The sequence below is a fragment of the Micromonospora sp. NPDC005174 genome, from assembly GCF_040608495.1.
Taxonomy (GTDB): Bacteria; Actinomycetota; Actinomycetes; order Mycobacteriales; family Micromonosporaceae; genus Micromonospora.
Genome location: NZ_JBEXIJ010000004.1, coordinates 301,552 through 324,400, shown reverse-complemented (window position 1 = coordinate 324,400; position 22,849 = coordinate 301,552). Strand labels below are relative to the sequence as shown.

The following is a 22,849-nucleotide window of genomic DNA, read 5'->3' as shown; positions in this document are numbered from 1 at the left end:
GGCATCGGTGAGCGCGAGGAGTGCAGCGCAGCGGAGCCCCGCAGTCGCGAATGAAAGGTCGGCACAGTGACCGAGTTGAAACTGCCGTCGCTCGACTACGCGGCGCTCGCCCCGATCATGATCATGCTGGGCACCGCGTTGCTCGGTGTGCTGGTCGAGGCATTCGTTCCCCGGCGTTCGCGGCACCTGGTGCAGCTGACGCTGTCCCTGCTGGCCGTGCTCGCCGCGCTGACCATGGTCGTGTTCAACGCCGACGACCGGCTCATCACGGCCGGTCAGGCCATCGCCGTGGACGGACCGACGCTGTTCCTCCAGGGTGCGATCCTGGTGCTGGCCGCCATGGCGCTGCTCCTGATCGGCGATCGCACCGTCGAACGGGGCGGTGCGTTCGTCGCCCAGGCCGCCGTGACCGCGGAGTCGGCCGACGACCGGAAGCAGGCCGAGGGACGCAACGGGCTCACCGAGGTGTACCCGCTCGTCACGTTCGCCATCGGCGGCATGCTGATCTTCGTGGCGGCGAACGACCTGCTGACCATGTTCATCGCGCTGGAGGTCTTCTCCCTGCCGCTGTACCTGCTCTGCGCGCTGGCTCGCCGCCGGCGTCTGCTGAGCCAGGAGGCGGCGATGAAGTACTTCCTGCTCGGCGCGTACGCCTCGGCGTTCTTCCTGTTCGGGGTTGCCCTGATCTACGGGTTCACCGCCGGCGTTCCGGGCCGTTCGGCCGGGGTCGACTTCGCCACGGTCAACGCGGCGGTGAGCGAGTCGCCGGCCAGCCCGGTCCTGCTCTTCGCCGGCATGGCGCTGCTCGCCATCGGTCTGCTCTTCAAGGCCGCGGCGGCCCCGTTCCACGTGTGGACGCCGGACGTCTACCAGGGCGCGCCGACCCCGATCACCGGTTTCATGGCCGCCTGCACCAAGGTCGCCGCGTTCGGCGCGTTGCTGCGGGTCTTCCACGTCGCGTTCGAGGGTGGCGGCTGGGACTTCACGCCGGTGCTGGGCGCGGTGGCGGTGCTGACGATGCTGGTCGGCGCGGTGCTCGCGGTCACCCAGACCGACATCAAGCGGCTCCTGGCGTACTCGTCGATCGCGAACGCCGGCTACCTGCTGGTCGGCGTGCTGGCCCCGAGCAAGGACGGGCTGTCGGGCACGATGTTCTACCTCGTCGCGTACGGCTTCTCGGTGCTGGCCGCGTTCGCCGTGGTGACCCTGGTGCGCGACGCCGACGGTGAGGCCACCCACCTGTCCCGCTGGGCCGGGCTGGGTCGCCGTTCGCCGTTCTACGCCGGGCTGTTCACGTTCATCCTGCTGGCGTTCGCCGGTATCCCGCTGACCAGCGGGTTCACCAGCAAGTTCGCGGTCTTCGGGCCGGCGCTGGAGGGTGGTCAGGCCTGGCTCGTCATCGCGGGTGTGCTGACCAGCATGGTGCTGGCCTTCCCGTACCTGCGGGTCGTGGTGATGATGTGGCTGTCCGAGCCGGGCGAGTCCACGCCGACCGTCACCGTGCCGGGTGGGCTCACCTCCGCCGCGCTGATGATCGGCGTGCTGGCCACCCTGGCGCTGGGTGTCGCCCCGGCGCCGCTGCTCGACCTGGCCAACGGAGCCGCCGAATTCGTGCGGTGACACATGGCTCGACCATCGGGGGTCGGCGCGCGACGGCGTGCCGGCCCTCGCTGCGTATCCCCGACCCGGAGCAGGTAGAACGGGTGTGGCATGGTTGATGGTGTGGTGATTCCGGCTGGCGAGCGTTCAGGTGCCACCGGTTCCGGCGGTCGCCGGGGCCGGGCGAGCATGAGTCAGTTCGGCGCGCTCGGCCTTCATCTCGCCGATCCTCGCGTCGAGGCATCCGTGCTGGGCCTGCTGGAAGCGGTCGAGGTCGAGCTGGGTGCCAGTGTGGCCAGCGCCGACCCGTTCGTCTCCGAGGCGGCCCGGCACCTCCTCGACGCCGGCGGCAAGCGGTTCCGGCCGCTGCTGGTGGCGCTCGGCGCCCAGTTCGGTGATCCCACGGGCGCGCAGGTGGTACCGGCCGCCGTGGTGATGGAGCTCACGCACCTGGCCACGCTCTACCACGACGACGTGATGGACGAGGCCGCCGTGCGGCGAGGCGCGCCGAGCGCCAACTCGCGCTGGACCAACTCGGTCGCCATCCTGGTCGGCGACTACCTCTTCGCCCGCGCCGCCGACATCGCGGCCGACCTGGGCCCGGAGGCCGTGCGGTTGCAGGCGCGCACCTTCGCCCGGCTGGTCCACGGTCAGATCGCCGAGACGGTGGGGCCGCGTGCCGATGACGACCCGGTCGCCCACTACCTGAACGTGATCGCCGAGAAGACCGGTTCCCTGATCGCCACGTCGGCCCGTTTCGGCGGCATGTTCGCCGGCGCCCCGGCGGAGTACGTCGAGGCCCTCGCCGGCTACGGCGAGACGATCGGCGTCGCCTTCCAGCTCTCCGACGACCTGCTGGACATCGCGTCCGAGTCGGTGCAGTCGGGCAAGACGCCCGGCACGGACCTGCGCGAGGGCGTCCCGACGCTGCCGGTGCTCTACGCCCGGGCGGCTGACGACTCCGACGCCTCCTCGGTGCGGCTGCGGGAGATCCTGGCGACGGGTCCGTTGACCGACGACGCGCTGCACGCCGAGGCCCTGGGGCTGCTGCGGGAGAGCCCGGCGCTCAAGCGTGCCCGGGAGACCGTGCGCAGCTACGCCGAGGACGCCCGCGCCTGCCTGGCCCCGCTCCCGGCAAGCCCGTCACGCCAGGCCCTGGAGTCGCTCTGCGACTACATCGCCGACCGCACAAGCTGACCCCACCAGCACCACCCCCCTCCAGCGCGCCCCCAGCGGCGCCGGCCCCCAGCGGCGCCGGCCCCCAGCGGCGCCGGCCCCCCGGCGGCGCCGGCCCCCCCAGCGGCGTTGATCATGAAGTTGTTGCCTCGACACGCCGTGTGATCGAGCAATAACTTCATGATCACCGGGTCGGGGTCGGGGTCGGGGCCGGGGTCAGGCGCGGCCGGGGCCGGGGTCGGCCGGGGCCGAGGTGCGGGGCCGGGGTCAGGGGTGGGTTTGCAGGAGGCGGCTGCCGGCCAGCATCAGGGCTGCGGCCAGCAGCATCGCCACTGACGCCGTGGCCCACATCGCCGGATAGCCGAGGTGGGCGGCGAGCGGGCCGAGGCTCAGCGGGCCGAGGCAGCCGCCCGCGTACACCCCGGTCTGCGTGATCGACGTGGCGGCGGCCGGGGCCTGCGGGTGCAGCCGGACCACCGCGAAGTTCATGAGGCCGGGCCATGCCCAGCCCAGACCGAACCCGAGCACCACGCCCGCCACCAGCGGCACCGGGCCGGTCACCGCGAGCAGGCCCAGCCCGACCGCCCCGATCACCAGCATCGCCGCGATGAGCGCGACGTGACCGTTGGCGCGCCGGTCGGCGAGACCGCCGGCCCCCACCCGGGCGGCGACGCAGACCGCGCTGCCCAGGGTCAAAGTGAGGCCCGCGAGACCCGGTGAGAGACCTCGGGCGGCGGCCGAGTCCACCAGGAAGGTGCCCAGCGCGTTGGCCGCGCCCGCCGCCAATGTCGCCGCCGCGCCGACCACCACCAGGGCCGTCGTGGCCCGGCCCGCGCGGGTCGTGTCGGCCCGACGCGTGCGACCGGGCACCTGCCGGGGTACGGCCGGCAGCGTTGTCAGCGCCGCCACGGCCGCGACCACGAACGCCCAGCGCCACCCGGCGGTGAGCGCGATGGTGGGCACCGCCGCGCCGGCCAGCAGGGTGGAGATCGGGATCGCCGCCTGCTTGACGCCGAACGACAGCCCCTGCCTGCGCGGCGGCACGTGCTCGGCCAGCGCGGCGTTGCTGGCCAGTTGGCCGAGGGCGTTCGCGGCGGCGCTGAGTGCCAGCAGGGCGAGCAGCACCGGGTACGAGCGGGCGAGGGTTGCCACGGCCAGCATCGACCCGGAGGCCAGCACGATGCCGGTACGGGCCACGACGGCCGGCCCGAACCGCTCGACGAGCCGACCCGACGGCACCGAGGCCAGCGCGCTCACGCCGAAGTAGACGGAGACGGCCAGGCCCAGCCCGGCGGGGGAGAAGCCGAGGTCCGTCCCCATCTGGACGGCGAGGCCGCCGAGCAGGAAGACGGGCAGGACGCAGGCCACGGTGGTGGCGACGGCACCGGCGCTGGCCCGGATCGGGCGGGCACCGGCGCGGTCGGGGGCGGGGATGAGGGCGGTGTCGGTCATCGTGCGGCAAACCTACGCGAGTCACTCTCGGGCAACTCCTGGTGACCGCTGGTGTACGAGGAGTGGATGGTGATCTGGCATCCTCGACCCGAACAGGCATTTCGCACTCGGCCTGTTTTTCATATGGTGTAAGTCCCCGGCGGCGGAGGTGGTTGTGCGCGACCCCTTGGCAGAACCCTCGGACCTGATCCGCAGCGTGTCCCGAGCACTGCGGGTGCTCGAGTCGGTCGGTCGCGCCCCCAAGGGCCTGACCGTCAAGCAGATCGCCCGACGGTGTGAGCTGACCGTGGCCACCACCTACCACCTCGTCCGCACACTCGCGTACGAGGGTTACGTGATCCGTCGCGAGGACGGCACGTACATCGTGGGCCTTGAGGTGGCCGACCGTTACCGCGAGTTGGTGACCGCTTTCCGGGGGCCGCCGGTGGTCGGTGAGACGTTGCGACGGGCCTCCGTGGACACCGGCTACAGCCATTTCCTGGGCCGCTTCGTCGGCGGGCAGGTCGCCATCACGGCGGTGGCCGAGGGGAACCGGTCGCCCTATCTGGAAGACCTCGTGCCCGGCTTCGACGAGGGCGCGCACGCGACGGCTCTCGGCAAGTCCCTGCTCGCCACCCTGACCACCGAGCAGCGTTTCCGCTATCTGCGCGAGTACGGCATGCGGCCGTTCACCAGTTCCACGCTGACCACCACCGAGGCGTTCGAGGCCGACCTGGCCGCCGGCGACCGCCGGGGGATGCAGTTGGAGTTGGGACAGTTCCGCCAGGGCGTGGCCTGTGCGGCGGTGCTCGTCGCGCCCGACAAGGACATGGAACGTCGGGTCGTGCTGGCCTGCGCCCTGCCGGCGAGCGAGATGATGACCTCGGCTCGTGTCGTACGCGCCAAGCTGCTCACCGTCGCCCGTACGGTCGCCGACGGCATCGCCGCCGACAACTGACCCGCCCGGCGCGCCAGAGGCCCTCTCCCGGGCTGGGAGAGGGCCTCTGGAGGCGGTCCAGCGCCGAACCGCCAGGGCAACGTCAGCGGCCTGCCGGCGGCGGGGGCAACGTCAGCTGCCCACCGGGCCGCCGTCGAGTCGCCAGGTGACCACCACGCCCGGCTTGGCGTAGTCGCCGTCCGGCCAGTTCGAGGCCGGGTTCTCCACCGAGGCCCCGGTGATCTCACCCGGGTGCTGCACCGCGACGAACACCGAGCGGTTGTCGCCGGTGATGAACGGGCCGCAGGTCTCCGCGCCGAGCGGCACGGTCAGGAACTGCCTGAGGTGGCCCTTCTCCGGACCCTTGACGGCGGTGGCGAAGAGGCCGTCGTTACTGCCCAGCGCGTTGCCGTCGGTGGAGATCCACAGGTTGCCGGTGGCGTCGAAGGCGACGTTGTCCGGGCACGAGATCGGGGAGACCTTGGTCCTGTCGTACCCGGAGAAGAAGGTCGACGGGTCGGTCGGGTCGCCGCAGACGATCGGCAGCGACCAGGCGAAGGTCTCCGCCGTGTTGTCGTTGCGGTCCTCGACCAGTTCGAGGATCTGCCCGTGCTTGTTGGCGTTGCGCGGGTTGGCCTCGTCCGCCGCGGCCTTGCCGGCCTTGCCGCGGTCGGTGTTGTTGGTCAACGCCACGTACACCTTGCCGGTGAGCAGGCTCGGCTCGACGTCCTCGGGACGGTCCATCTTGGTCGCGCCGACCTTGTCGCCGGCGAGCCGGGTGAACGTGAGCACGTCCGCGGCGGTCATCCCGTCCACGAACGAGCGGTTGCCGCTGACCAGCTTGATCCAGCGACCCCGACCGTTGAACGCGCCGTCGGCGGGAAGGTTGCCCGAGCCGTCGATCTCGCCCGCGCTGGTCTGGTCGAGCTTCGCCACGTAGAGCGTGCCGGACTCCAGCAGGGTGAGGTTGTGCTTACGGGCGGCCCAGGAGTTGCCCTTGAGGAACTTCTTGTCCGAGACGAACTTGTACAGGTAGTCGAACCGCTCGTCGTCGCCCATGTACGCGACCACGTGCCCGTCCCTGGCGACGATGACGTTCGCGCCCTCGTGCTTGAAGCGGCCCATCGCGGTGTGCTTACGCGGCCGGCTCTCCGGGTCGAACGGGTCGATCTCGACGACCCACCCGAACCGGTGCGCCTCGTTGGGGTGCCTGGCCAGGTCGAAGCGCTCGTCGGCGCGTTCCCACTTGCGGCTGCCGCTGGGATAGCGGCTGGCGGTGCTGATGCCGTACCGGTCCAGCTTCGCCTTCAGCTCGGCCGGTGCCGCGTCCGCGCCGACGAAGTACTGGTTGAAGTTCTCCTCGCCGGAGAGCACGGTCCCCCACGGGGTGACGCCACCGGAGCAGTTGTTCAGCGTGCCGACGACCGTACGTCCCCTGGGGTCGGCGGCGGTCTTCAGCCAGGCGGATCCGGCGGCCGGGCCGGTCAGGTCGAACTTGGTGCTCAGCGCGGTGACCCGCCGGTTGTACGGGCGACGTCCGGTGCCCACGGGCTTCCACTGGCCGGTGCCACCGACCCGCTCCAACTCCACCACGGACATGCCGTGCGCGGCCATGGCGGTGCGCAGCTGCTCCACGGAGAGCCCGTCCAGGCCGGGGAAGCCCGGGAACATGAGGTCCTCGTTGGTGTACTCGTGGTTGACCACGAGCAGCGCCCGCCTGCCCTGCTTGTCCAGCGGCAGCACGCCCACGAAGTCGTTGTTGTAGCCGAACTGCTTCGACTGCGCGGCGGCGCTCTGGTGGTGCAGGTCGAACGCCGGCGCACCCGGCAGCACCGGGTCACCCCACTTGATCACCACGGCGTGGTCGTAGCCGTTCGGGACGACCAGGGTGTCCAGCTTGTTCGGCGGGATCGGCTTGAAGGTCAACGCGCCGCTGCCGACTCCCGTGGTGGGACGGCCGAAGCCGAAACTCTCCGGCACGTCCGGGGTGGTGGGGGCCGCGACGGCGGGCGCCGCGCCGGCCAGCGCGCCAGCCGCCGCGCCACCGAAGCCGAGCACCAGGGCACCGACCGCGCCGGCCCGGACCACGCCGCGCCGGGAGACCTCCGCGTCCACCACGTCACCGAAGTACGCGTTGTCGGACGTGTTCGGTACCGGGTGGTCACAGGCGTTGCCGCAGCGGTACAGGCAGGTCATGGCGTCACGGGTGCCGTGGCGGTTGCCGGTCAACAGAGGGAGCAGCCGGGGACGGTCGCTCATTTCAGAGGCCTCCAGATAAGTCGGTGGCACGACAGGCGGCGTACCAGCCGGACGCTAGGAGGACGCGGTGAGCGGTCGTCGGCCGCAGTGTGAACCAGTCGTGAACACCTGCACGACCACCAGCGGTCTGACCTCGGGCTGAACCGTTCGACGTAACCGCACGTATTCCCGAGCGGACGCACCGCCGGACACGCGCCGGGAGTGAGGAGACCGCCATCAGCGACCATGACGCCCAACTGCTGCGGGCGCTGCACGACGAGCACGCGGAGGCGCTGTACGCCCACGCCCTGCGGCTCGTCAACGGTGACCGGCAGCGGGCCGAGGACCTGGTGCAGGAGACGCTGCTGAGGGCCTGGCGACACCCCGAGTCCCTCGACCCGCGACGCGGCTCCGTGCGGGCCTGGCTCTTCACCACCGCCCGCAACCTGGCCATCGACGCCTGGCGGCGACGCTCGACCCGGGTCGGCGAGGTGTTCACGGACGAGATTCCCGAGCCGCCCGACGTCGTCGACGAGGCCGAGCGCGCCGTGGAGGCGTGGACCGTCGCCGAGGCGTTGAACCGGCTCAGCCCGACCCATCGTGAGGTGCTGGTGGAGTGCTTCTACCAGGGGCGGTCGGTCGCGGAGGCGGCGTCGCGGTTGGGCGTGCCACCGGGCACCGTCAAGTCACGCACCCACTACGCGCTGCGCTCACTACGGTTGGTCCTGGCCGAGATGGGGGTGACGGGATGACCCGGTGCGAGTTCGCGCACGACGACGGCGCGTACGTCCTGGGCGCCCTGGCCCCCGCCGAACGGGCGGCCTACGAGCGGCACCTCACCGGCTGCGCCTCCTGCCGGGACGCCGTCGCCGAGATCGCCGTCCTGCCGGGACTGCTCGGCCGCCTCGACCCGGCCGGTCTGGAACAGTTCCTGCCACCACCGTCCCCGCCCCGGGCGCCCGCGCTGATCGAGGAGGCCCGGGCGCGCCGGCGCCGCGAGCGCGCCACGTCCCGTCGGCGGTACGCCCTGACGACGCTGGTCGCCGCAGCGCTGGCCCTGGTGGTCGGCGTCGGCACGGCAGCGCTGCTGCCCCGGCCGGCCGCCCCACCGGGCACCTCGGGCGCGCAGGGCACGCCCCGGCCCGCCCCGCAGATCTCGATGGTCACCATGCGGCCGGTGGCACTCGCCGGTCCGGTGCACGCCGAGATCGGGTTGACCGGCAGCAAGTGGGGCACCGAGGTGACCATGCACTGCGGGTACGACGCACGCACGAGCTACGGCAAGGCGTACCCGTTCCGCCTGGTGGCGCGGGGCCCGAACGGCACCAGCGAGCAGATTGGCTCGTGGCTCGCCGCGCCCGGCGACGACCTGGTGTTCACCGGCGTCACCCGCTTCACCGACGCGGAACTGGTCAGCGTGGAACTCCAACGAGCCGACGGCACCCCCCTGCTCACCTACGCGGTCCCCTAACCCCTGTCCCCCGCCCCGCCCCGCGCGCCCCCCTTCCGCGCGATCTTGCACTTTCTGTTGCGTCATACCGGGGTACATGCCGACAAACCGGCGACAGAAACTGCAAGATCGCCGGGCCGGGCTGGGCTGGGCTGGGTTGGGCTGGGGTAGGGCGAGGGCGCTGGAGTGCGCGGGTGGGTCTAGGGGGTTGGGACTGGTGTGGGGAGGCGGGAAGTGCTGCGGGGCCGGCGGGCCTGGCGGATGGCGTCGGCGGTGAAGACGACCAGGGCCAGCCAGACCAGCGCGAAGCCGGCGATCCGGGCCGGTGGCATGGGCTCGTGGAAGATCAGTACGCCGCAGGCGAGCTGGAGGATCGGCGCCAGGTACTGGATCATGCCGAGGCCGGTCAGCGGCAGTCGGTTGGCGGCCCCGGCGAAGAGTAGGAGCGGGATCGCGGTGGCCACGCCGGCCAGCACCAGCAGTGCGGTGTGTCCGGCCGAGACGTGGCCGAAGGTCAGCCCGCCGTTCCGGGACAACCAGGCGAGGTAGCCCAGCGCGGGCAGTGCCAGCACCGCCGACTCGACGAAGAGCCCTTCGGCGGCGGGCAACCCGAGCCGCTTCTTGATCAGGCCGTAGCCGGCGAAGCTGAACGCCAAGGTCAGGGCCAGCCAGGGCAGCCGGCCATAGTCGACGGCGAGCACCGCGACGGCGGCAGCGCCGATGCCCAGGGCCACCCACTGCGCGGTCCGCAGTCGCTCTCGCAGCACCGTCACCCCGAGCAGCACCACGACCAGGGGGTTGATGAAGTAGCCCAGCGCGGTCTCGACCACCCGGTCGGAGCTGACCCCGTAGATGTAGGTGCCCCAGTTGACGGCGATGAGCGCGGCTGCGGCGACGATCCCGGCGACCGCCCCGCGCCGGCGCAGCAGCGCCCGTAGGAAGCCGATGTTGCGCAGCGCGCCGAGCAGCAGGGCCACGAAGAGCACCGACCAGACGATCCGGTGGGCCAGGATCTCCAGCGGGCCGGTGGGTCGCAGCAGCTTGAAGTAGAGCGGAAAGAAACCCCAGAGCAGGTACGCGCCGATGCCGTAGAGGTAGCCCAGGCGGAGTGGCGTCACGACTCCACCGTAAGGGGTTAATCTCCGCTTTGTTCCTTTCCAGTGATCCGGCTCACCGGCTGCCGCCGGTCGAGCTGCATCCACCGCTGGGGTACGTCCAGCGGAGTGAAGCCGACCCGCGCGTACACGTCGTGCGCGTCGCCTGTCGACAGCAGGATCCTGCGTACGCCCAGCTCGGCCAGGTGGTCGCGGACCGCGCCGGCCAGCCAGGTGCCCAGTCCGAGGCCCCGCGCGGTCCGGTCCACGTACACGTCGCAGAGCCAGGCGAAGGTGGCACGGTCGGTGACCACCCGGGCCACCGCGACCTGGCGGTCGTCTCCGGGACGGTAGATGCCGAAGGGCAGCGACCCCGCGAACGCTCGCACGACGGTCTCCCGATCGCGCCCGAGCGCCCAGTACGCGTCGGTGGACAGCCAGTGGTGGACCCGGTCCAGGTCGAGCCGGGCCGGATCGATGCTGAGCAGGTGGCCGTCGGCGCGCGTCAGTGAGAACACGCTGGCGACGCTAACCGGCCCGAGGGGTGCGTCAGCCGGCCAATTCCCGAACTCTGGTCACCGGACCGCCCGACCGTTCGGGGTCGGGCGGTCCGGGACGGTGGTGGTCGGTCAGTCCCGGTCGAGGACGGCCCCGAGGATCCAGGTCACGATGCTCACGAACAGGGCGCCGAGCACGGCGGCCGGCCAGAAGCCGTCCACCGAGAACGGCAGCCCGGCCTGGTCGGCGATCCAGCTCGTGAGCAGGAACAGCAGCCCGTTCACCACCAGCGCGATGAGGCCGAGCGTGAGTAGGTAGAAGCCGCAGCCGACGGTCTTGATGACCGGCTGGAGCACCGCGTTGACGACCCCGAAGATCGCCGCCACCAGGATCAGCGTGGTGACCGTCTCGACGGCCGAGGTCGACTCCAGCTCGATGCCCGGGATGAGCAGCGTGGCCAACCAGAAGGCCAGTGCCGTGGTGGCTAGCCGAATCAACAACCCTTTCATAAAACCCATGGCGGGGATCGTGCCACGGACGATCTCCCGGCGTAACCCGGCGGGTGACCACCGAGGACGGTCCAGCCCGCCGCGCGTGTGGGCCGCCTCAGGCCCGCGCCGGCCGGCCGATCAGCTGAGCCTCGATCGGAGTCGGAGAGAGCAGCGCCCACCGCAGCGCACGGCGGTTCACCACCGCCACCATGTCGTCCCGGCTCCGGGTGAGCCAGTCGGCCGATGGGCCCAGGCCCAGCGCCGAGCCGGCCAGTGCCGCCTCCGCCGGGTGCAGCGGTTGCAGCACCGCCAGGTCGGCACGGCTCAACGTGTCCACGTCGGCCGGCGTCAGCTCGTCTCGCACGACCAGGGTGGACCGCCACGCCGGGCCGGGTTCGGTCTCGACCGGCACCGGGCCGGCGTCGACCACCAGCAGCAACGGCCGTAGCGCGGTGCCGACCGACTCGGCGACCGGCCGACCCGGCGGGATCAGCGGAATCGTGCCGCCCGGCGCGCCCACGCCCCGCACGAACGGTTCCCAGGAACGCGGTCGCGCCGTCTGCACCACCACCAGTGCTCCCAGGGCCATCGCCCGCAACGCGACGAGCTGAGCGGCGCGTACCCCGCCCACCAGCAGCACCCGCGTGCTCTCCGGCCGGAACAACCGCACGGTGACCGCGCCGCCGTGCCGGTTGGTGCCGACCATCATCCCCGCCTCGCCCAGGGTCAACTCCCAGTCGTCCAGCGTCACCTCCGGTCGCCCGGCGGCGATGAGCGCCAGCGGCAGCGTGCCGGCCAGTCCGGTCAGGTGCGCCCCGTCAAGCCGCCGTAGTTCCCCGCCCACGCCCTCGACGAGGCGGCGCAGCGCGTCGACTGCCACGGTCAGTTCGGCCGTCGAGGCGGCGGCCACGCGTACGGTCAGCTCGGTCACGGCCCCGTCGGTGCCACCGCCCGGTGGCGGTCCCACGCAGAGCGACACCGTCGTCGCGGTCGCCGGCAACGCCAGCAGCCGGGGTACCAGCCGCCGCCCGCCCGCCGCCTGCGGCCAGCGGACCAGCCGGAACGTGGCCTGGACCAGAGGGCCGGTGCGCAGCGCCGGCCACGACTCGCGTACCGGTTGGCCGTCGTGGTGGGCCAGCTCGCCCAGGACACGCAGCGCCGCGGGTACGCCGAGTGGCCGGGCGGTCAGCGGTCCGAGCCGGCGGACGATCCGGCGAATCGTGCCGGCGAGCGCCCTGCGCAGCGCCTCCTGCGTCCAGCCGTCCGCCCGTAGCACCCGGACCGCCAGCACCGCCCGCTCCCGCCCGATGAGGCGTCCGTCGGTGAGCTGCCGGTACGAGGTCCCGACGGTGCCGCCCGCCGCCGGCGCGGGTGCCGGCGTCCCGGTGAGGAGGAGTTGGACCCGCACCGGTGGCACCTCCGGCCCCGGTGTCGGCAGCAGCGCGGACGGCGCGGGGATCGCCCGGGACGTGTCGCCGAGCACGTCGCCGGGGTCGCCCAGCTCCAGCAGCACCACCATCCCGCCGGTGTCCTCCAGCACCGCCGCCGGCCCGCTGGACAACTCGATCGGGCGGACCGCGGTGCCGGGGGCGACCAGGCCGAGCAGTTCGTCCGGGCCGGTCCGCTCGCCCAGCCCGCGACGCCGTGTCCCGTGGCCGGCGGCGGTGCCCAGCCACTCGAAGAGCCACCGGCCGCGGACCCGGACGCAGACGACCGCCACGAGCAGCGCCGCGACCAGCAGCGCGGCGATCGTGACCGGGGTGCCCCGGCCGAGGCCGGCGAGAACGACCGCGACGGCGACCTGTCCGGTGACCAGTTGGCCCGCGCGCATCCCCCTGGCGAGCCGACCGACAGCGGCCCTGCGCCCGGTGGATCGTCGACGGAGCACGCCGTCGTCGGCGGGGCCGAGGGTGCTCGGCGCGCTGCCGTCGGCGGTGGTCGATCCGGTGCCGATGCCCGGCGCGGCGCCTGTCGAGGTGGCGGCGGAGGCGCCCGGCCCGGTCGTCGGGGAGGTGGCGGTCGGGCCCCACGCGGCGTGGCTCGCCGGTTGCGCGTCTCCGGCGGTGATCGGCGGCACCGCGCCTCCTCGACCAGTGTGGACGTGCCCGGTGGCCGACGGCCCCGGTTGCCCGTCACGCGGTGCGACGGGACTGCCGCACATCGTAGGCGACCGATGGCTGCCGTGGTTGTCCACAGGGGAGGACGGTGGGGTAGCAGAACCGCTACCGGACCGCTACCGTCAGCCACGAAGTTCATCGCGGACCCGCGTCCGATCCAAGCTCGTCGACCGGGCATCGCGAGCGGTGCGCTCCCACCGCGGGCGCGCTGACAGCCAGGCACGACCGAGGAGACGAGGTGACGTCCGGGTGTCCCAGACCCAGGCAGAAGCGGCGGTGATGAGGCAGACCGCCGGAAAGTTCGAGCAGGTGGATCAGTCGTTGCAGTCCATGCTGACCGGCCTGCTGGCCGAGTTGGAGGTGCTGCAGCAGGCCTGGCGCGGCGCCGGTGGGCGATCGTTCGAGCAGGTCAAGCGGCAGTGGGCAGACGATCAGGCGGCGTTGCACCGGGCCCTGCGGGAGACCGCCGGGGCGATCCGTACCGCCGGCCGACACTACGACGTCTCGGACGACGAGGCGGCCAGCCGGGTTGCCGGCACCAATCGCGGCGGCATCCAGCTGCCGCTCTGACCTGCCGGGAGGGCGTTCCGATGGACAATGGTGTGCTCGTCGTCAACTTCGCCGCGCTGCAACAGGCCGGCGCGGACATTCAGAGGGCGCTGAACACCCTCGACTCGCAGCTCGGCCAACTCGAACGCGACGCCGCGCCGTTGGTGTCGGCCTGGGCCGGTGACGCCCGCGTCGCGTACGAGCAGCGCCAGGCGCGCTGGCGGTCCGCCTCGCAGGACCTGCAGGCCATGCTGCGCGCCATCAAGTTGGCGGTGGACGACTCCGCCGCCGACTATCTCGACACGGAAAAGAAGAACACCGGGCTGTTCCAGTGATGTCGGTGAGCCGGGAGCGCTGACCATGCCCGCGTCGGCGTCCCGGCCACCCTCTGACGAGGGCCGTCGAGGCGACCGGGTCGGGTCAGGCCGGCTCGGCCGGTCGCCAACGTCGGCGCGCGCCCCGGGGCAGCACGAGGGCCAGCACCACCACGGCGACAGCTGTCATGCCGATCACCGCGCCGGTCACCAGTGCCCGGTTCCGGGCGGAGGCGCGGCGAGCCTGTCGGGCGAGCGCCGCCGGATCGGCCCGGTCGTCGGCGAGCGCGGCAACCGGCCGGGGACCACCAGATTGACCACCGCCGGTCTCGGTGACGGCCCGATAGGGGTTCAGCACGCCGGCGCCGTACCCGCCGCCGCGTCCCGGGCCGGGAGCCGGATCGGCCGTGGCGAGGATCCGTTCCATCACCTCGACGGCGGTCAACTCGGGCCGGTACGCGCGCAGCAGCGCCGCGGTGGCGGCCACGAAGGGCGCGGCGTAACTGGTGCCCTCCACGCGCTGGTGACCCTGAGCGGGTGCGGCGACCAGCACCTCGCTGCCCGGGGCGACCAGATCGACGTACGGGCCGGTCTGGGAAAAGGTGGCCCGAGCCCCGTCCGCCCCGATCGCACCCACCCCGAGCACCCCCTCGTACGCGGCCGGGAACGGGCGCGGGTCGCCGCTGTCGTGCAGGTTGCCCACGGCGGCCACCAGCACCACGTCCCGCTCGACGGCGTACCGCACCGCCGAACGGACCTGCGGGTCGTCGGCGTACAGCACCACGGAGAGGTTCACCACGTCGGCGTCGTGGTCGACCGCCCAACGGATGGCACGGGCGAACTCGCCGGCGCTGATCGTGCGGCCCGACTCCCGGCCCTGCACCACCTGCTGCTCACTCACTCGTACCGGCAGGATCCGGGCGGCCGGTGCCAGCCCGTGGAAGGCGACGTCGGGCCGTGGTGCCGCCGCGATGATGCTCGCCACACCGGTGCCGTGCCCGGCGCAGTCCCGGCTGCCGTCCCCGCCCGGTTCGAGCAGGTCGGTACCGGCCAGCACCCGCCCGGCCAGCTGGGGGTGCGCCCGGTCGACTCCGGAGTCGACCACCGCGACCGTGACCCCCGCCCCGGTGGTCAGGGACGCGAGCCGCGCGGGGTCGTACCGCTGCTGGGGCCAGGGTGTGGCCTGGACCGGCCGGACGGGCGCCAGTGGGGCCGCGCAGGCCGGGGCTCCTCGGAGCGCGGCGCCGGCGGTGACGGCCGGACCGGTCGCGCCGGTCAGCAGCGCGACCGCCAGACCGGCCAGGACCGGGCGCGCAATCGACCGGGACATCGACAGCCTCCGTATCGTGTCGGCTCCGGAACGGGATGTTATCGCCTCGCCGCCGCCCCGGCGGACCGCCGCCGGCCAGCCATTGTGATCTTGAAGCCACCTTGTAGGTTGTACGCGATACCTGTGGCCTGTTCTCGGGAGGAGAGGTGGCCGTGACCGAATGGGAGCCGGCCACGGAGGCCGAGGTGGCGATGCGGGACGCGCTGCGCGCCAACGACCAGGAGCTCTACTTCCGTCTCCTGTCCCGTACCGATCTGCTGTTGCCCGTCTCCACTCCGGCGCCGCCCGGTCAGGCCGCCGGCTGGGGCACCTGGACGACCGGCGGCCGGACGCACGTGCTGGCCTTCACCTCCGCCTCGGCGTTGCGGGCCTGCCTCGGCGAGCACGCCGGCACCAATCGGCGTGTCCCGTTCACCGACCTCGCTCTCGGCTGGCCCAACCACGAGTGGTGGCTGGCGGTCAACCCCGGGTTGCCCGTCGAGGGGTATCTGCCGTCCTGGTTCGTGTCCCAGCTCTCCCGTGGGGACGTCCGGCTGCCGGGCCGCGCCATGGGCGCCCGTGCCCGGCTGGAGCGGGCCGAGACCCTGGCCCGGTCCCGAGCGGGTACGACCGGCCGGGACGCCCCGCCCGCCGCCGGTTTCGTGCCGCCCGCACCGCCGGTATCGGACCCGGCATCATCCGCTCGGCCTGGGCCGAGGGGCACTACGCCTCCGGTGGGCCCGCCCCCTGCAACCCCCCCGCGCTCGCCCGGCCCGTCTGACCCGCCGCACCGGTCCTCCGGCGCCCAGGGCACGCCCGCCGCCGCCCCACGACAGTTGACCGACCCGCCGCGCAGCGCCCAGCCGGGCGCCGGTGCCGTGCCGGGTGTGGGCCGTACCGCCCCGTCCCGGTACGTGCCCCTGGCCGCCGATCGCACCAACGCCGCCCCGGCCGACCAGCCGGTCGCCCGCGCGGGCCGTCCATCCGTGAGCCGACCGGCCAGCGACGGTGACGGCCCGGCCGCCGGCGACGGCAGCACCCAGGACGGTCGGCGCTCCTTCTTCGAACCGACGTCCGGTCGTAAGTCGGGCCTGCCCCCGGGCGATGGTCGGTCGGGCGACCGGGCCGTGCCACCGTCGCGGTTCGGGCGGGGCAGCCAGCCCTTTCCGCGCCGGCGGCCCGCCGACGCGCCGGGCGGCGACAGCGCCCAGGCCTTCGCGATGCCCGCGCCGGACGCCAGCCGAGGGCCCTGGCCGCCAGCAGGCGACCTGGGCGCGTCCCGGGTGGTACGAGCCCCTTCGGCCGGCGACGAGGCGACGCAGCCGCTGTCGCCGCGTCGGCCCAACCCGCTGGCCGAGGAACCCACCCACGCGTTCCGGGTGCCCGGTCCGGTCAACGGTGAACCGCCACCGATCCGCACTGGGGGGCCGGTGCCCTCGGCGGACGAGACCCAGGCGATCCCGCGTGGCCGTCCCGGTGACCGGCGGCGCTTCGAACCGGTGGAGGAGCTGCCGCCCTCGGTAGCGGAACCGGTCTCCGGTCCGCCCGCGCCGCGTCGCGGCTTCACGCCCATCGTCATCGAGGGCACCATCATCGAATCCCGGGACCTCCTCGATCCGACCGAGGTCGGCCCCTTCTTCGACACGACGCGGCGGCCCGACCCGACCACCACCGCCCCGCCACCGTTCAGCCCATCCGTGCCCGACCCGGCCGTGCCCGACCCGGCCGTGCCCGACCCATCCGTGCCCGATCCGGGTATGCCCGACCCCGCTGTCCCCGCTGCGGCGACCAGTGGAGCGAGCCTGCTCGATCCGCCCGCCGTCACTCCGGACAGCGACCCCCTCCTGGCCGGCCCAGTCATGGGCAGTGACGCCGGCCTGGGCAGTGACGCCGGCCTGGGCAGTGACGCCGGCCTGGGCAGTGACGCCGGCCTGGGCAGTGACGCCAGTTGGTTGTCCCGATCTTCGGCGGGCTACGAGCCCGAGCCGGTGCGCACCGACCCCGACGCGCAACCCGCGTTCGTGTACAGCGAGCCTCCGGCGCCCGACGAACCGGCGTCGCCGCAGTTCCAGCCGGCGAACACCGTCGAGGAGGACCTGCTCGGCGCTGCCGGGGCCGGGAGCACCGACACGTTCCTGTCCACGCTGCTGCTGGCCCGCGTGCTGTTGCCGGCCGAGGCGAACTCGGCGCGGGGCAGTCGCCCCGGCGACCCGGGCTTCGTCTGGCGTACCGCCCAGATCGACGGTGAGACGTACGTGGTGGTCTACACGTCCCCGGAACGCCTCGCCGACCACGTCGAGGGCGCCGTCGACACCGTCCGGGTGAAGTTCGCCCAGCTGATCCGGCGCTGGCCGGACGAGGACTGGTCGTTCGCCGTCAACCCGGGCACTCCCGTCGGTGCGAAATTGCCCGGCGACCAGATCGTCGCGTTGGCCAACTGGGCCGCCGAGGTGGGGCTCGGCGACGATCTGGAGGTCGACCCGGTGGAGCCGGCGGCCGAGGCCGAGCCCACGGCCCGTCCCCGATACGCCCCGGCGGCGGTCGACCCGGCCCGGCCGACAGTCATGCAGAAGGCGGTCGCGCCCAGCCAACTCGCGTACTACCTGGAGCGGGGGTACGACCGGGTCTCCGGTTTCGTGCACCGGGCCGGTGAGCTGGCACACCTGACCACGCCGGCCGAGCTGCACGGCGCGCTGGGCCTCAACTATCCCGGTTCGCCGTTCGAGCGGGACGCCGAGGAGATCTACGTGCTGCGGTGGCCGGCGCACCGGCCCAGCCTCTACCGGATTCCGTACGGGGGCCAGAACGAGCCGGCGATGCGGGCCATGGAGGGCTGGGTCATCGAGCGTCCGCCCTTCCGGGGCAACGGCTTCGCCCCGGGCGAGAGCAGTGACGTGGTGGCCGAGTTCAAGGTGGACAGCGCCCGCCTCCCGCACGGCGCGCAGCTCTGGCGCATCGGCGGGGACGGCAGCGAGCGGGTGGTCGCGGTGCTCGACACGGACACGGTGAATTGGCGACGGGTTCCGGAGGAGTGATGCGCGACGGCTACGTGGCCCGTTGGCAGGGCCGGGAGTACCAGGCCAGTCCGGACGGCGACGACATCCGCCTCTACCAGCCCGAGCCGGGCGAGGGCTTCGAGGAGGTCCGCGCGGGCCGCTACGTGCGGGTGCTGCCGGTGAGTGAGATCGAGGACCTGGCGTACGTGCGGACCACCTGCACCTGGAAGGGTCAGCCGTTCATCGTGCTCGGCGAGCACGATGCCTGGCTGCGCGTCGAGTACACCGGTGGCCGTTGGCCGGTGGCCGAGGCGATGCGGCTGGAGGTCTTCGATTTCGGCGTCTACCAGGGTTGGGCACCGGCCGCCGAGGTCAGCGACCTGCGCGAGAAGCGGGTCTGACGGGTCACGACTTGGCCCACCGCAGGATCTCGCCGAGCACCACCTCGGGGGCCTCCAGGTGCGGGAAGTGCCCCACCCCGTCGAGTAGACGCCACTCGTAGGGCGCCACCACGTACCGACCGGAGCCCAGAGCGGTCCGGGGCAGGGCGGCGACGTCGGCCGCGCCGTGCAGTTGCAGAGTCGGGGTGACCAGCGGCTTCTGCATGAGGCGGACGAACCGGTAGCCGTGTAGCCGCAGCGCGGAACGGAAGGCCCAGCGATAGCCCTCCAACGCGCAGAAGGCGGCCTGCGGGATGCGCATCGCCTCCCTGCACCGATCGGCGTACGCCTCGAAGTCCGCGCTGGCGGCCCAGCGCGGGCCGGCCCAGCGGCGCAGGATCTCTTCGACGGCCGCCGCGCCGTCCCTGGTGAGCACGTGTTCGTAGCGGGGGAGCTGGAACTTCAACGCCGGGGTGGAGGCGGCGAACTGCCCGCGCGGGTCGGCGAAGATGGCGGCGCGCAGCCGCAGCGGATGGGGTGCTCCCAGGACCACCAGCCGGCGGACCAGGGCAGGGTGGAACGACGCCACCGTCCAGGCCACCATGCCGCCGACGCCGCTGCCGACGAGCGTCGCCGAGCGCTCACCGAGAGCCCGGATCAGGCCGGCTATGTCGGCGGCGAGGGTGTAGCCGTCGTACCCCCGGGGTGGTTTGTCGCTGGCACCGTAGCCGCGCAGGTCCACGGCGACCGCGCGGAAGCCGGCGTCGGCGACTGCGGGAAGCATCTGGTGCCAGGCCCACCAGTGCTCGGGGAAGCCGTGCAGGAAGAGCACCATCGGGCCGGCGCCGGCTTCGACCACGTGGAACCGGGTGCCGTTGGCGCCGACGAAGCGGTGCGTCCACGGCCCTTCGGTGAGGACGCAGGACTCGTCGACGGCTCCGCCGCGCTGGTCGGTCATGGTTGACAGCCTAGGACCCCGTCAGCAGGCAACCGTTCCGCCGGCCCGTCCGTGACGCGCAGGGAGGGTCAGACGACCGGGCTGATGTCGACGATGGTGGCCGGAACGCCCGGGCTACAGTCGGCGGCCGGGTCGGCCGGGCCGATGGTCACCCGGACGGTCGTGCCGACGGCGAAGGTGCCCTTGCCGGTGCCGTGCAGCGCGTACTGCCGACCGTCGTCGGTGACGAGGCCGTAGCAGGGCCCGTCGCCGCCCCGGGTGATCCGCCCGGCGAGTGCGTTGGCCCGGCGGGCGTCGGTCGGCCTGCGCGGCGGGCCGGTCGGTGGGCGCAGGGTGGGTAGCGGGGTCTGCGAGCGCGACGGACGGCCGGCCGGCGACGACGGCGTGGGTTCGACGGGCCCGGTCGGCGCGCCGGAGGGCGACGGCGTGGGTTCGACGGGACCGCTCGGCGCGCCGGTCGAGGGGATGTCGGAGGGCGTCTGCTCGGCGGACACGGTCGCTCCTTCGTGTCGCGGTTCGGCGCAGCCGGCGAGCGCCAGCAGGGCGGCCAGAGCGGCGCCAATCGAAGTGGTGCGGGTTTGCGGTTGCACGGATGATCCGACGCGCGTCACCCGGTCGGCGTTCCCCGGAAAGAGCGATGCCCGGGCAGGTGACCTGCCCGGGCATCGCGGAGGTGCGGGTGTTGCCTGTTACCGAGGATCAGGAGAAGCGGACGTTGGTGTAGATGCCGTCCTGCGACAGAACCTGGATCTTCCGGCCGGTAGCCGGGACCTTGACGCCGTGGTTCGGCAGCTCCGGGTACCAGTACTGCTGGGTGTCGTCGAACAGCGGCTGCGCCGCCTGGCCACGGACGTACTGGGCCTGGCTGTTGATGTGCAGCGTGAACGAGTCCGCCTTCTTCAGGCTGAACGGCGCGTCGTAGACCTGGACTCGGGCCCGCCAGGGGGCGCCGGTCAGGTTGTACAGCGGCCGCGGGTGCGCGTCGATGATCAGGTTCCGACCCTCACCCGGGTGCGCGAACGTGTCGTTGTCCGACCACCGCAGGTTCCAGTACGAGATCAGCAGACCCTCCTGGTACGCGTAGTGGTCCACGTAGTCCGGGCGGGTGTTCTGGTAGCCGAAGTAGTACGGGCCGGTCTTGAGGTACTTGTCGTACGAGGTGTACGACCGGGTGCCCGCGATGTAGTAGTTCGCGAACGCCTTCTTGTAGGTGGCCTCGGCGATCTCGAACTTCCCGCCGAAGGTCCAGCCGTTGGCACCGTTCTCGCCGCCGTCGGTAAACACGGTCTGACCGTCGGCGGTCACGGTGATCGCGTCACCGTAGAAACCGCCCCGGGACACGCCGCCGTCGGTCTGGTAGCGCAGCCGGAACTGCACGACCTTGCCCGCCGCGGAGTTCATCGGGATGTTGACGTCGACCCACTTGCCGCCGCTGGAGCCGTCCAGGGCGAAGCGCCCGGGAGAGATCTCCTTCAACGCCTTGCCGTTGGCGGTGCCGGGCAGGGTCGCCCAGGTCTTACCACCGTCGGTGGAGGCCTCGAAGAACAGGTAGTCGAACCCGGCCTCGATGTTGTAGCGGCCCTTCATGGTCAGGGCAGCCGACGACTTCCCGGTGAGGTCCAGGGTCCGGGTCATCGTGCTGTTGAGGTTGTCCTCGTTGCCGGTGAAGAACTGCTTGCTGCCCTCGAACGGCGCGCCGTTCGAGAAGGTGTACTCGCGTGGCGGCAGGTTGACCACGGCGGCCTGCGCCTCTGGCGAGTTGTACTCCTGCGGGCCGAGAACCACGTCGCGCTTCTCGTTCGGCCCGAGCGTGTCGTAGTCGAGCCAGCCGAGCTGGAGCTTGTTCCACGCGCCGAGGTCACCGCCGCGCTCGCCGATGCCACCGTCGTTGTTGGCGCCGAGCCGGCTCTGGGCCATCAGGGTCCAGTGCTCGTTGTTGTTGTCGCCACCGTTGATGACGTTGTAGTCGTCCGGCAGACCGAGGTCGTGGCCGTACTCGTGGTAGAAGACGCTCCGGCCACCGTTCTCCGGCTGGATCGTGTAGTCACCGATCCAGACGCCGGTGTTACCGATCTGGGTGCCACCACCGAGGAAGGTGCCCGGACCGGTGCTGTTCTGGTCCGAGGCGTACGCGTACCAGCGGTGGCTCCAGATGGCGTCCTCACCCTGGTTCGGGTCGCCGTCGGCCTGGTCGCCGCCGGAGTGGACGATCTGGAAGTGGTCGATGTAGCCGTCCGGCTCGTTGAAGTTGCCGTCGCCGTCGTAGTCGTACCGGTCGTACTGGTCCATCGACTTGACGTCGGCGGCGATCTGCGCGTCGGTGCGACCGGCGGCCTTCTGGTCGAGGACCCACTGGTTGGCGGCGTCCCGGACCAGATCCCAGGTGTTGTCGCAGACATTGCTGTCGCAAACGGCCGGGTCGTTAGCCGGGTTGGCGGTGTCGTCGTCCGCGATCGGGTCGTCGGAGCGCCCGTACCGGGCCTCGTTGTACTTGACCTTGACCCAGTCGGTGACCTCGCCCTCGACGCTGTAGCGACCCGAGGACTGGGCCTCGTAGTACTGCTTCAGCGACTCGTCGCCCGGGTTGGTGCCGAAGTAGAGCTGCCGGTAGTGGTCGGCGGTGTAGTCCGGCTGCCAGACGGTGGAGTTGTCCACCGCCCGGTTGGGCGCCGGGATCTGGTTGTGCAGCGGCCCGTCGAACTTGGTCGGCCCCGCGGTGTCGGGGTCGATGTTCTTGTCCGGGTAGTTCGGGTGCCGCTCGTTGCCGAACTCGGCAAGGATCACGAAGATCTTGTCGGTCTGCTGACGGGCGAGCTCGACGTACTGGTCCTCCGTCTGCGCCGTACCCGCCCCGGCGGTGCGAGCGGCGGCCCCGTCGGACTGGGTCTTGCCGACCTTGACGACCGTGCTGCCGTTGATCTTCTCGGCCTTGGCCTTGCCGGACAGGACCTTGCTGAGGCCCTCCTGGCGCAGCGCACGCCGCTTGTCCTCCAGCGGGTTCGGCAGGTCGTGGTCGGCAAGGGCGGGCTCGGCGACCGAGGGAGCGGCCGGCAACTTCGGCTGCGGCGCCGCACTGGCGGACGGTCCGAACGCCAGCCCCGTCGCCGTCAGTGAAAGCCCGAGCAGACCCACTGCGACTTTGCGCACGTGGTACCTCCGGTGTGAGGGAACCGGCCCAACGGGGGTCGGGGCCGGTGATAGATCGATCCCACTAGTGGGACCAATGGTGAACATAGACACTGCTGCGACGGGTGGGAAGATGTGCGCGTCGATTTGTTGCAAGATTTTGTTGAGAACGCTTTTCGCCGTCAC

19 protein-coding genes are annotated in these 22,849 nt (G+C 72.2%); 9 read left to right on the top strand and 10 right to left on the bottom strand.

Annotated elements, in window-relative coordinates; translation table 11 throughout:
• The first annotated feature begins 66 nt into the window (after positions 1 to 66).
• Together nuoN and ABZU91_RS07965 are read left to right on the top strand one after the other, a co-directional pair.
• Complete coding sequence (nuoN, locus tag ABZU91_RS07970; RefSeq protein ID WP_355235633.1) at positions 67 to 1,620, top strand: NADH-quinone oxidoreductase subunit NuoN; 1,554 nt, start codon at positions 67 to 69, stop codon at positions 1,618 to 1,620.
• A 90-nt stretch (positions 1,621 to 1,710) separates the two neighbouring features.
• A complete protein-coding gene (locus ABZU91_RS07965; RefSeq protein WP_355235630.1) occupies positions 1,711 to 2,796 on the top strand; it encodes a polyprenyl synthetase family protein in 1,086 nt (361 codons plus the stop codon).
• Between the two features lie 246 nt (positions 2,797 to 3,042).
• On the opposite strand, the gene ABZU91_RS07960 is transcribed toward ABZU91_RS07965, so the two are convergent.
• Positions 3,043 to 4,227 (bottom strand): MFS transporter, encoded by a 1,185-nt coding sequence (locus ABZU91_RS07960; protein ID WP_355235627.1) that lies wholly within the window; start codon positions 4,225 to 4,227, stop codon positions 3,043 to 3,045.
• A gap of 154 nt (positions 4,228 to 4,381) precedes the next feature.
• Here ABZU91_RS07960 and ABZU91_RS07955 point away from each other — a divergent pair, with 154 nt between their 5' ends.
• Complete coding sequence (locus tag ABZU91_RS07955) at positions 4,382 to 5,164, top strand: IclR family transcriptional regulator C-terminal domain-containing protein (protein ID WP_355235625.1); 783 nt, start codon at positions 4,382 to 4,384, stop codon at positions 5,162 to 5,164.
• 111 nt (positions 5,165 to 5,275) lie between these two features.
• Here ABZU91_RS07955 and ABZU91_RS07950 read toward each other — a convergent pair whose 3' ends face one another.
• Positions 5,276 to 7,402 carry a PhoX family phosphatase gene (locus ABZU91_RS07950; protein WP_355235622.1) on the bottom strand — a complete coding sequence of 709 codons (2,127 nt, stop codon included), beginning with the start codon at positions 7,400 to 7,402 and terminating at the stop codon, positions 5,276 to 5,278.
• 215 nt (positions 7,403 to 7,617) lie between these two features.
• On the opposite strand from ABZU91_RS07950, the gene ABZU91_RS07945 reads away from it, so the two are divergent.
• Both ABZU91_RS07945 and ABZU91_RS07940 read left to right on the top strand, forming a co-directional pair.
• On the top strand, positions 7,618 to 8,133 hold the full coding sequence (locus ABZU91_RS07945) for a sigma-70 family RNA polymerase sigma factor (protein ID WP_355235781.1): 516 nt from the start codon (positions 7,618 to 7,620) through the stop codon (positions 8,131 to 8,133).
• Positions 8,130 to 8,852, top strand: coding sequence for a zf-HC2 domain-containing protein (locus ABZU91_RS07940; protein ID WP_355235620.1), 723 nt, complete (start codon positions 8,130 to 8,132; stop codon positions 8,850 to 8,852). The genes ABZU91_RS07945 and ABZU91_RS07940 overlap by 4 nt, the downstream gene beginning before the upstream one ends.
• Before the next feature lie 179 nt (positions 8,853 to 9,031).
• Here ABZU91_RS07940 and rarD read toward each other — a convergent pair whose 3' ends face one another.
• The 4 genes from rarD to eccE form a co-directional block, all read right to left on the bottom strand.
• The gene (rarD, locus tag ABZU91_RS07935; protein WP_355235617.1) at positions 9,032 to 9,949 is read right to left on the bottom strand and encodes an EamA family transporter RarD; all 918 of its coding nucleotides are present in this window, start codon (positions 9,947 to 9,949) and stop codon (positions 9,032 to 9,034) included.
• A 17-nt stretch (positions 9,950 to 9,966) separates the two neighbouring features.
• Positions 9,967 to 10,443, bottom strand: coding sequence for a GNAT family N-acetyltransferase (locus ABZU91_RS07930; RefSeq protein WP_355235614.1), 477 nt, complete (start codon positions 10,441 to 10,443; stop codon positions 9,967 to 9,969).
• 111 nt (positions 10,444 to 10,554) lie between these two features.
• Positions 10,555 to 10,941, bottom strand: coding sequence for a phage holin family protein (locus ABZU91_RS07925; protein ID WP_355235611.1), 387 nt, complete (start codon positions 10,939 to 10,941; stop codon positions 10,555 to 10,557).
• Positions 10,942 to 11,029: 88 nt separating this feature from the next.
• Positions 11,030 to 12,745, bottom strand: coding sequence for a type VII secretion protein EccE (gene eccE / locus ABZU91_RS07920; protein WP_355235778.1), 1,716 nt, complete (start codon positions 12,743 to 12,745; stop codon positions 11,030 to 11,032).
• A gap of 535 nt (positions 12,746 to 13,280) precedes the next feature.
• Here eccE and ABZU91_RS07915 point away from each other — a divergent pair.
• Both ABZU91_RS07915 and ABZU91_RS07910 read left to right on the top strand, forming a co-directional pair.
• Positions 13,281 to 13,601: a WXG100 family type VII secretion target gene (locus tag ABZU91_RS07915; RefSeq protein ID WP_355235608.1), complete on the top strand. Its 321-nt coding sequence runs from the start codon at positions 13,281 to 13,283 to the stop codon at positions 13,599 to 13,601.
• A gap of 20 nt (positions 13,602 to 13,621) precedes the next feature.
• Positions 13,622 to 13,915, top strand: coding sequence for a WXG100 family type VII secretion target (locus ABZU91_RS07910; protein WP_355235606.1), 294 nt, complete (start codon positions 13,622 to 13,624; stop codon positions 13,913 to 13,915).
• An 85-nt stretch (positions 13,916 to 14,000) separates the two neighbouring features.
• Here ABZU91_RS07910 and mycP read toward each other — a convergent pair whose 3' ends face one another.
• On the bottom strand, positions 14,001 to 15,224 hold the full coding sequence (gene mycP / locus ABZU91_RS07905; RefSeq protein ID WP_355235603.1) for a type VII secretion-associated serine protease mycosin: 1,224 nt from the start codon (positions 15,222 to 15,224) through the stop codon (positions 14,001 to 14,003).
• Between the two features lie 152 nt (positions 15,225 to 15,376).
• Here mycP and ABZU91_RS07900 point away from each other — a divergent pair, with 152 nt between their 5' ends.
• A complete protein-coding gene (locus ABZU91_RS07900) occupies positions 15,377 to 18,238 on the top strand; it encodes an SseB family protein (protein ID WP_355235600.1) in 2,862 nt (953 codons plus the stop codon).
• Positions 18,235 to 18,600, top strand: a complete 366-nt coding sequence (locus ABZU91_RS07895) for a hypothetical protein (RefSeq protein ID WP_355235597.1) — start codon at positions 18,235 to 18,237, stop codon at positions 18,598 to 18,600. Before ABZU91_RS07900 ends, ABZU91_RS07895 begins: the two co-directional genes overlap by 4 nt.
• 4 nt (positions 18,601 to 18,604) lie before the next feature.
• Here the strand turns inward: ABZU91_RS07895 and ABZU91_RS07890 are convergent, their stop codons facing one another.
• From ABZU91_RS07890 to ABZU91_RS07880, 3 genes are all read right to left on the bottom strand, one after another.
• Positions 18,605 to 19,537 carry an alpha/beta hydrolase gene (locus ABZU91_RS07890; protein ID WP_355235594.1) on the bottom strand — a complete coding sequence of 311 codons (933 nt, stop codon included), beginning with the start codon at positions 19,535 to 19,537 and terminating at the stop codon, positions 18,605 to 18,607.
• Between the two features lie 68 nt (positions 19,538 to 19,605).
• Positions 19,606 to 20,031, bottom strand: a complete 426-nt coding sequence (locus tag ABZU91_RS07885; protein ID WP_355235591.1) for a hypothetical protein — start codon at positions 20,029 to 20,031, stop codon at positions 19,606 to 19,608.
• A gap of 205 nt (positions 20,032 to 20,236) precedes the next feature.
• Positions 20,237 to 22,669: an immune inhibitor A domain-containing protein gene (locus ABZU91_RS07880; protein ID WP_355235775.1), complete on the bottom strand. Its 2,433-nt coding sequence runs from the start codon at positions 22,667 to 22,669 to the stop codon at positions 20,237 to 20,239.
• Positions 22,670 to 22,849: the final 180 nt, after the last annotated feature.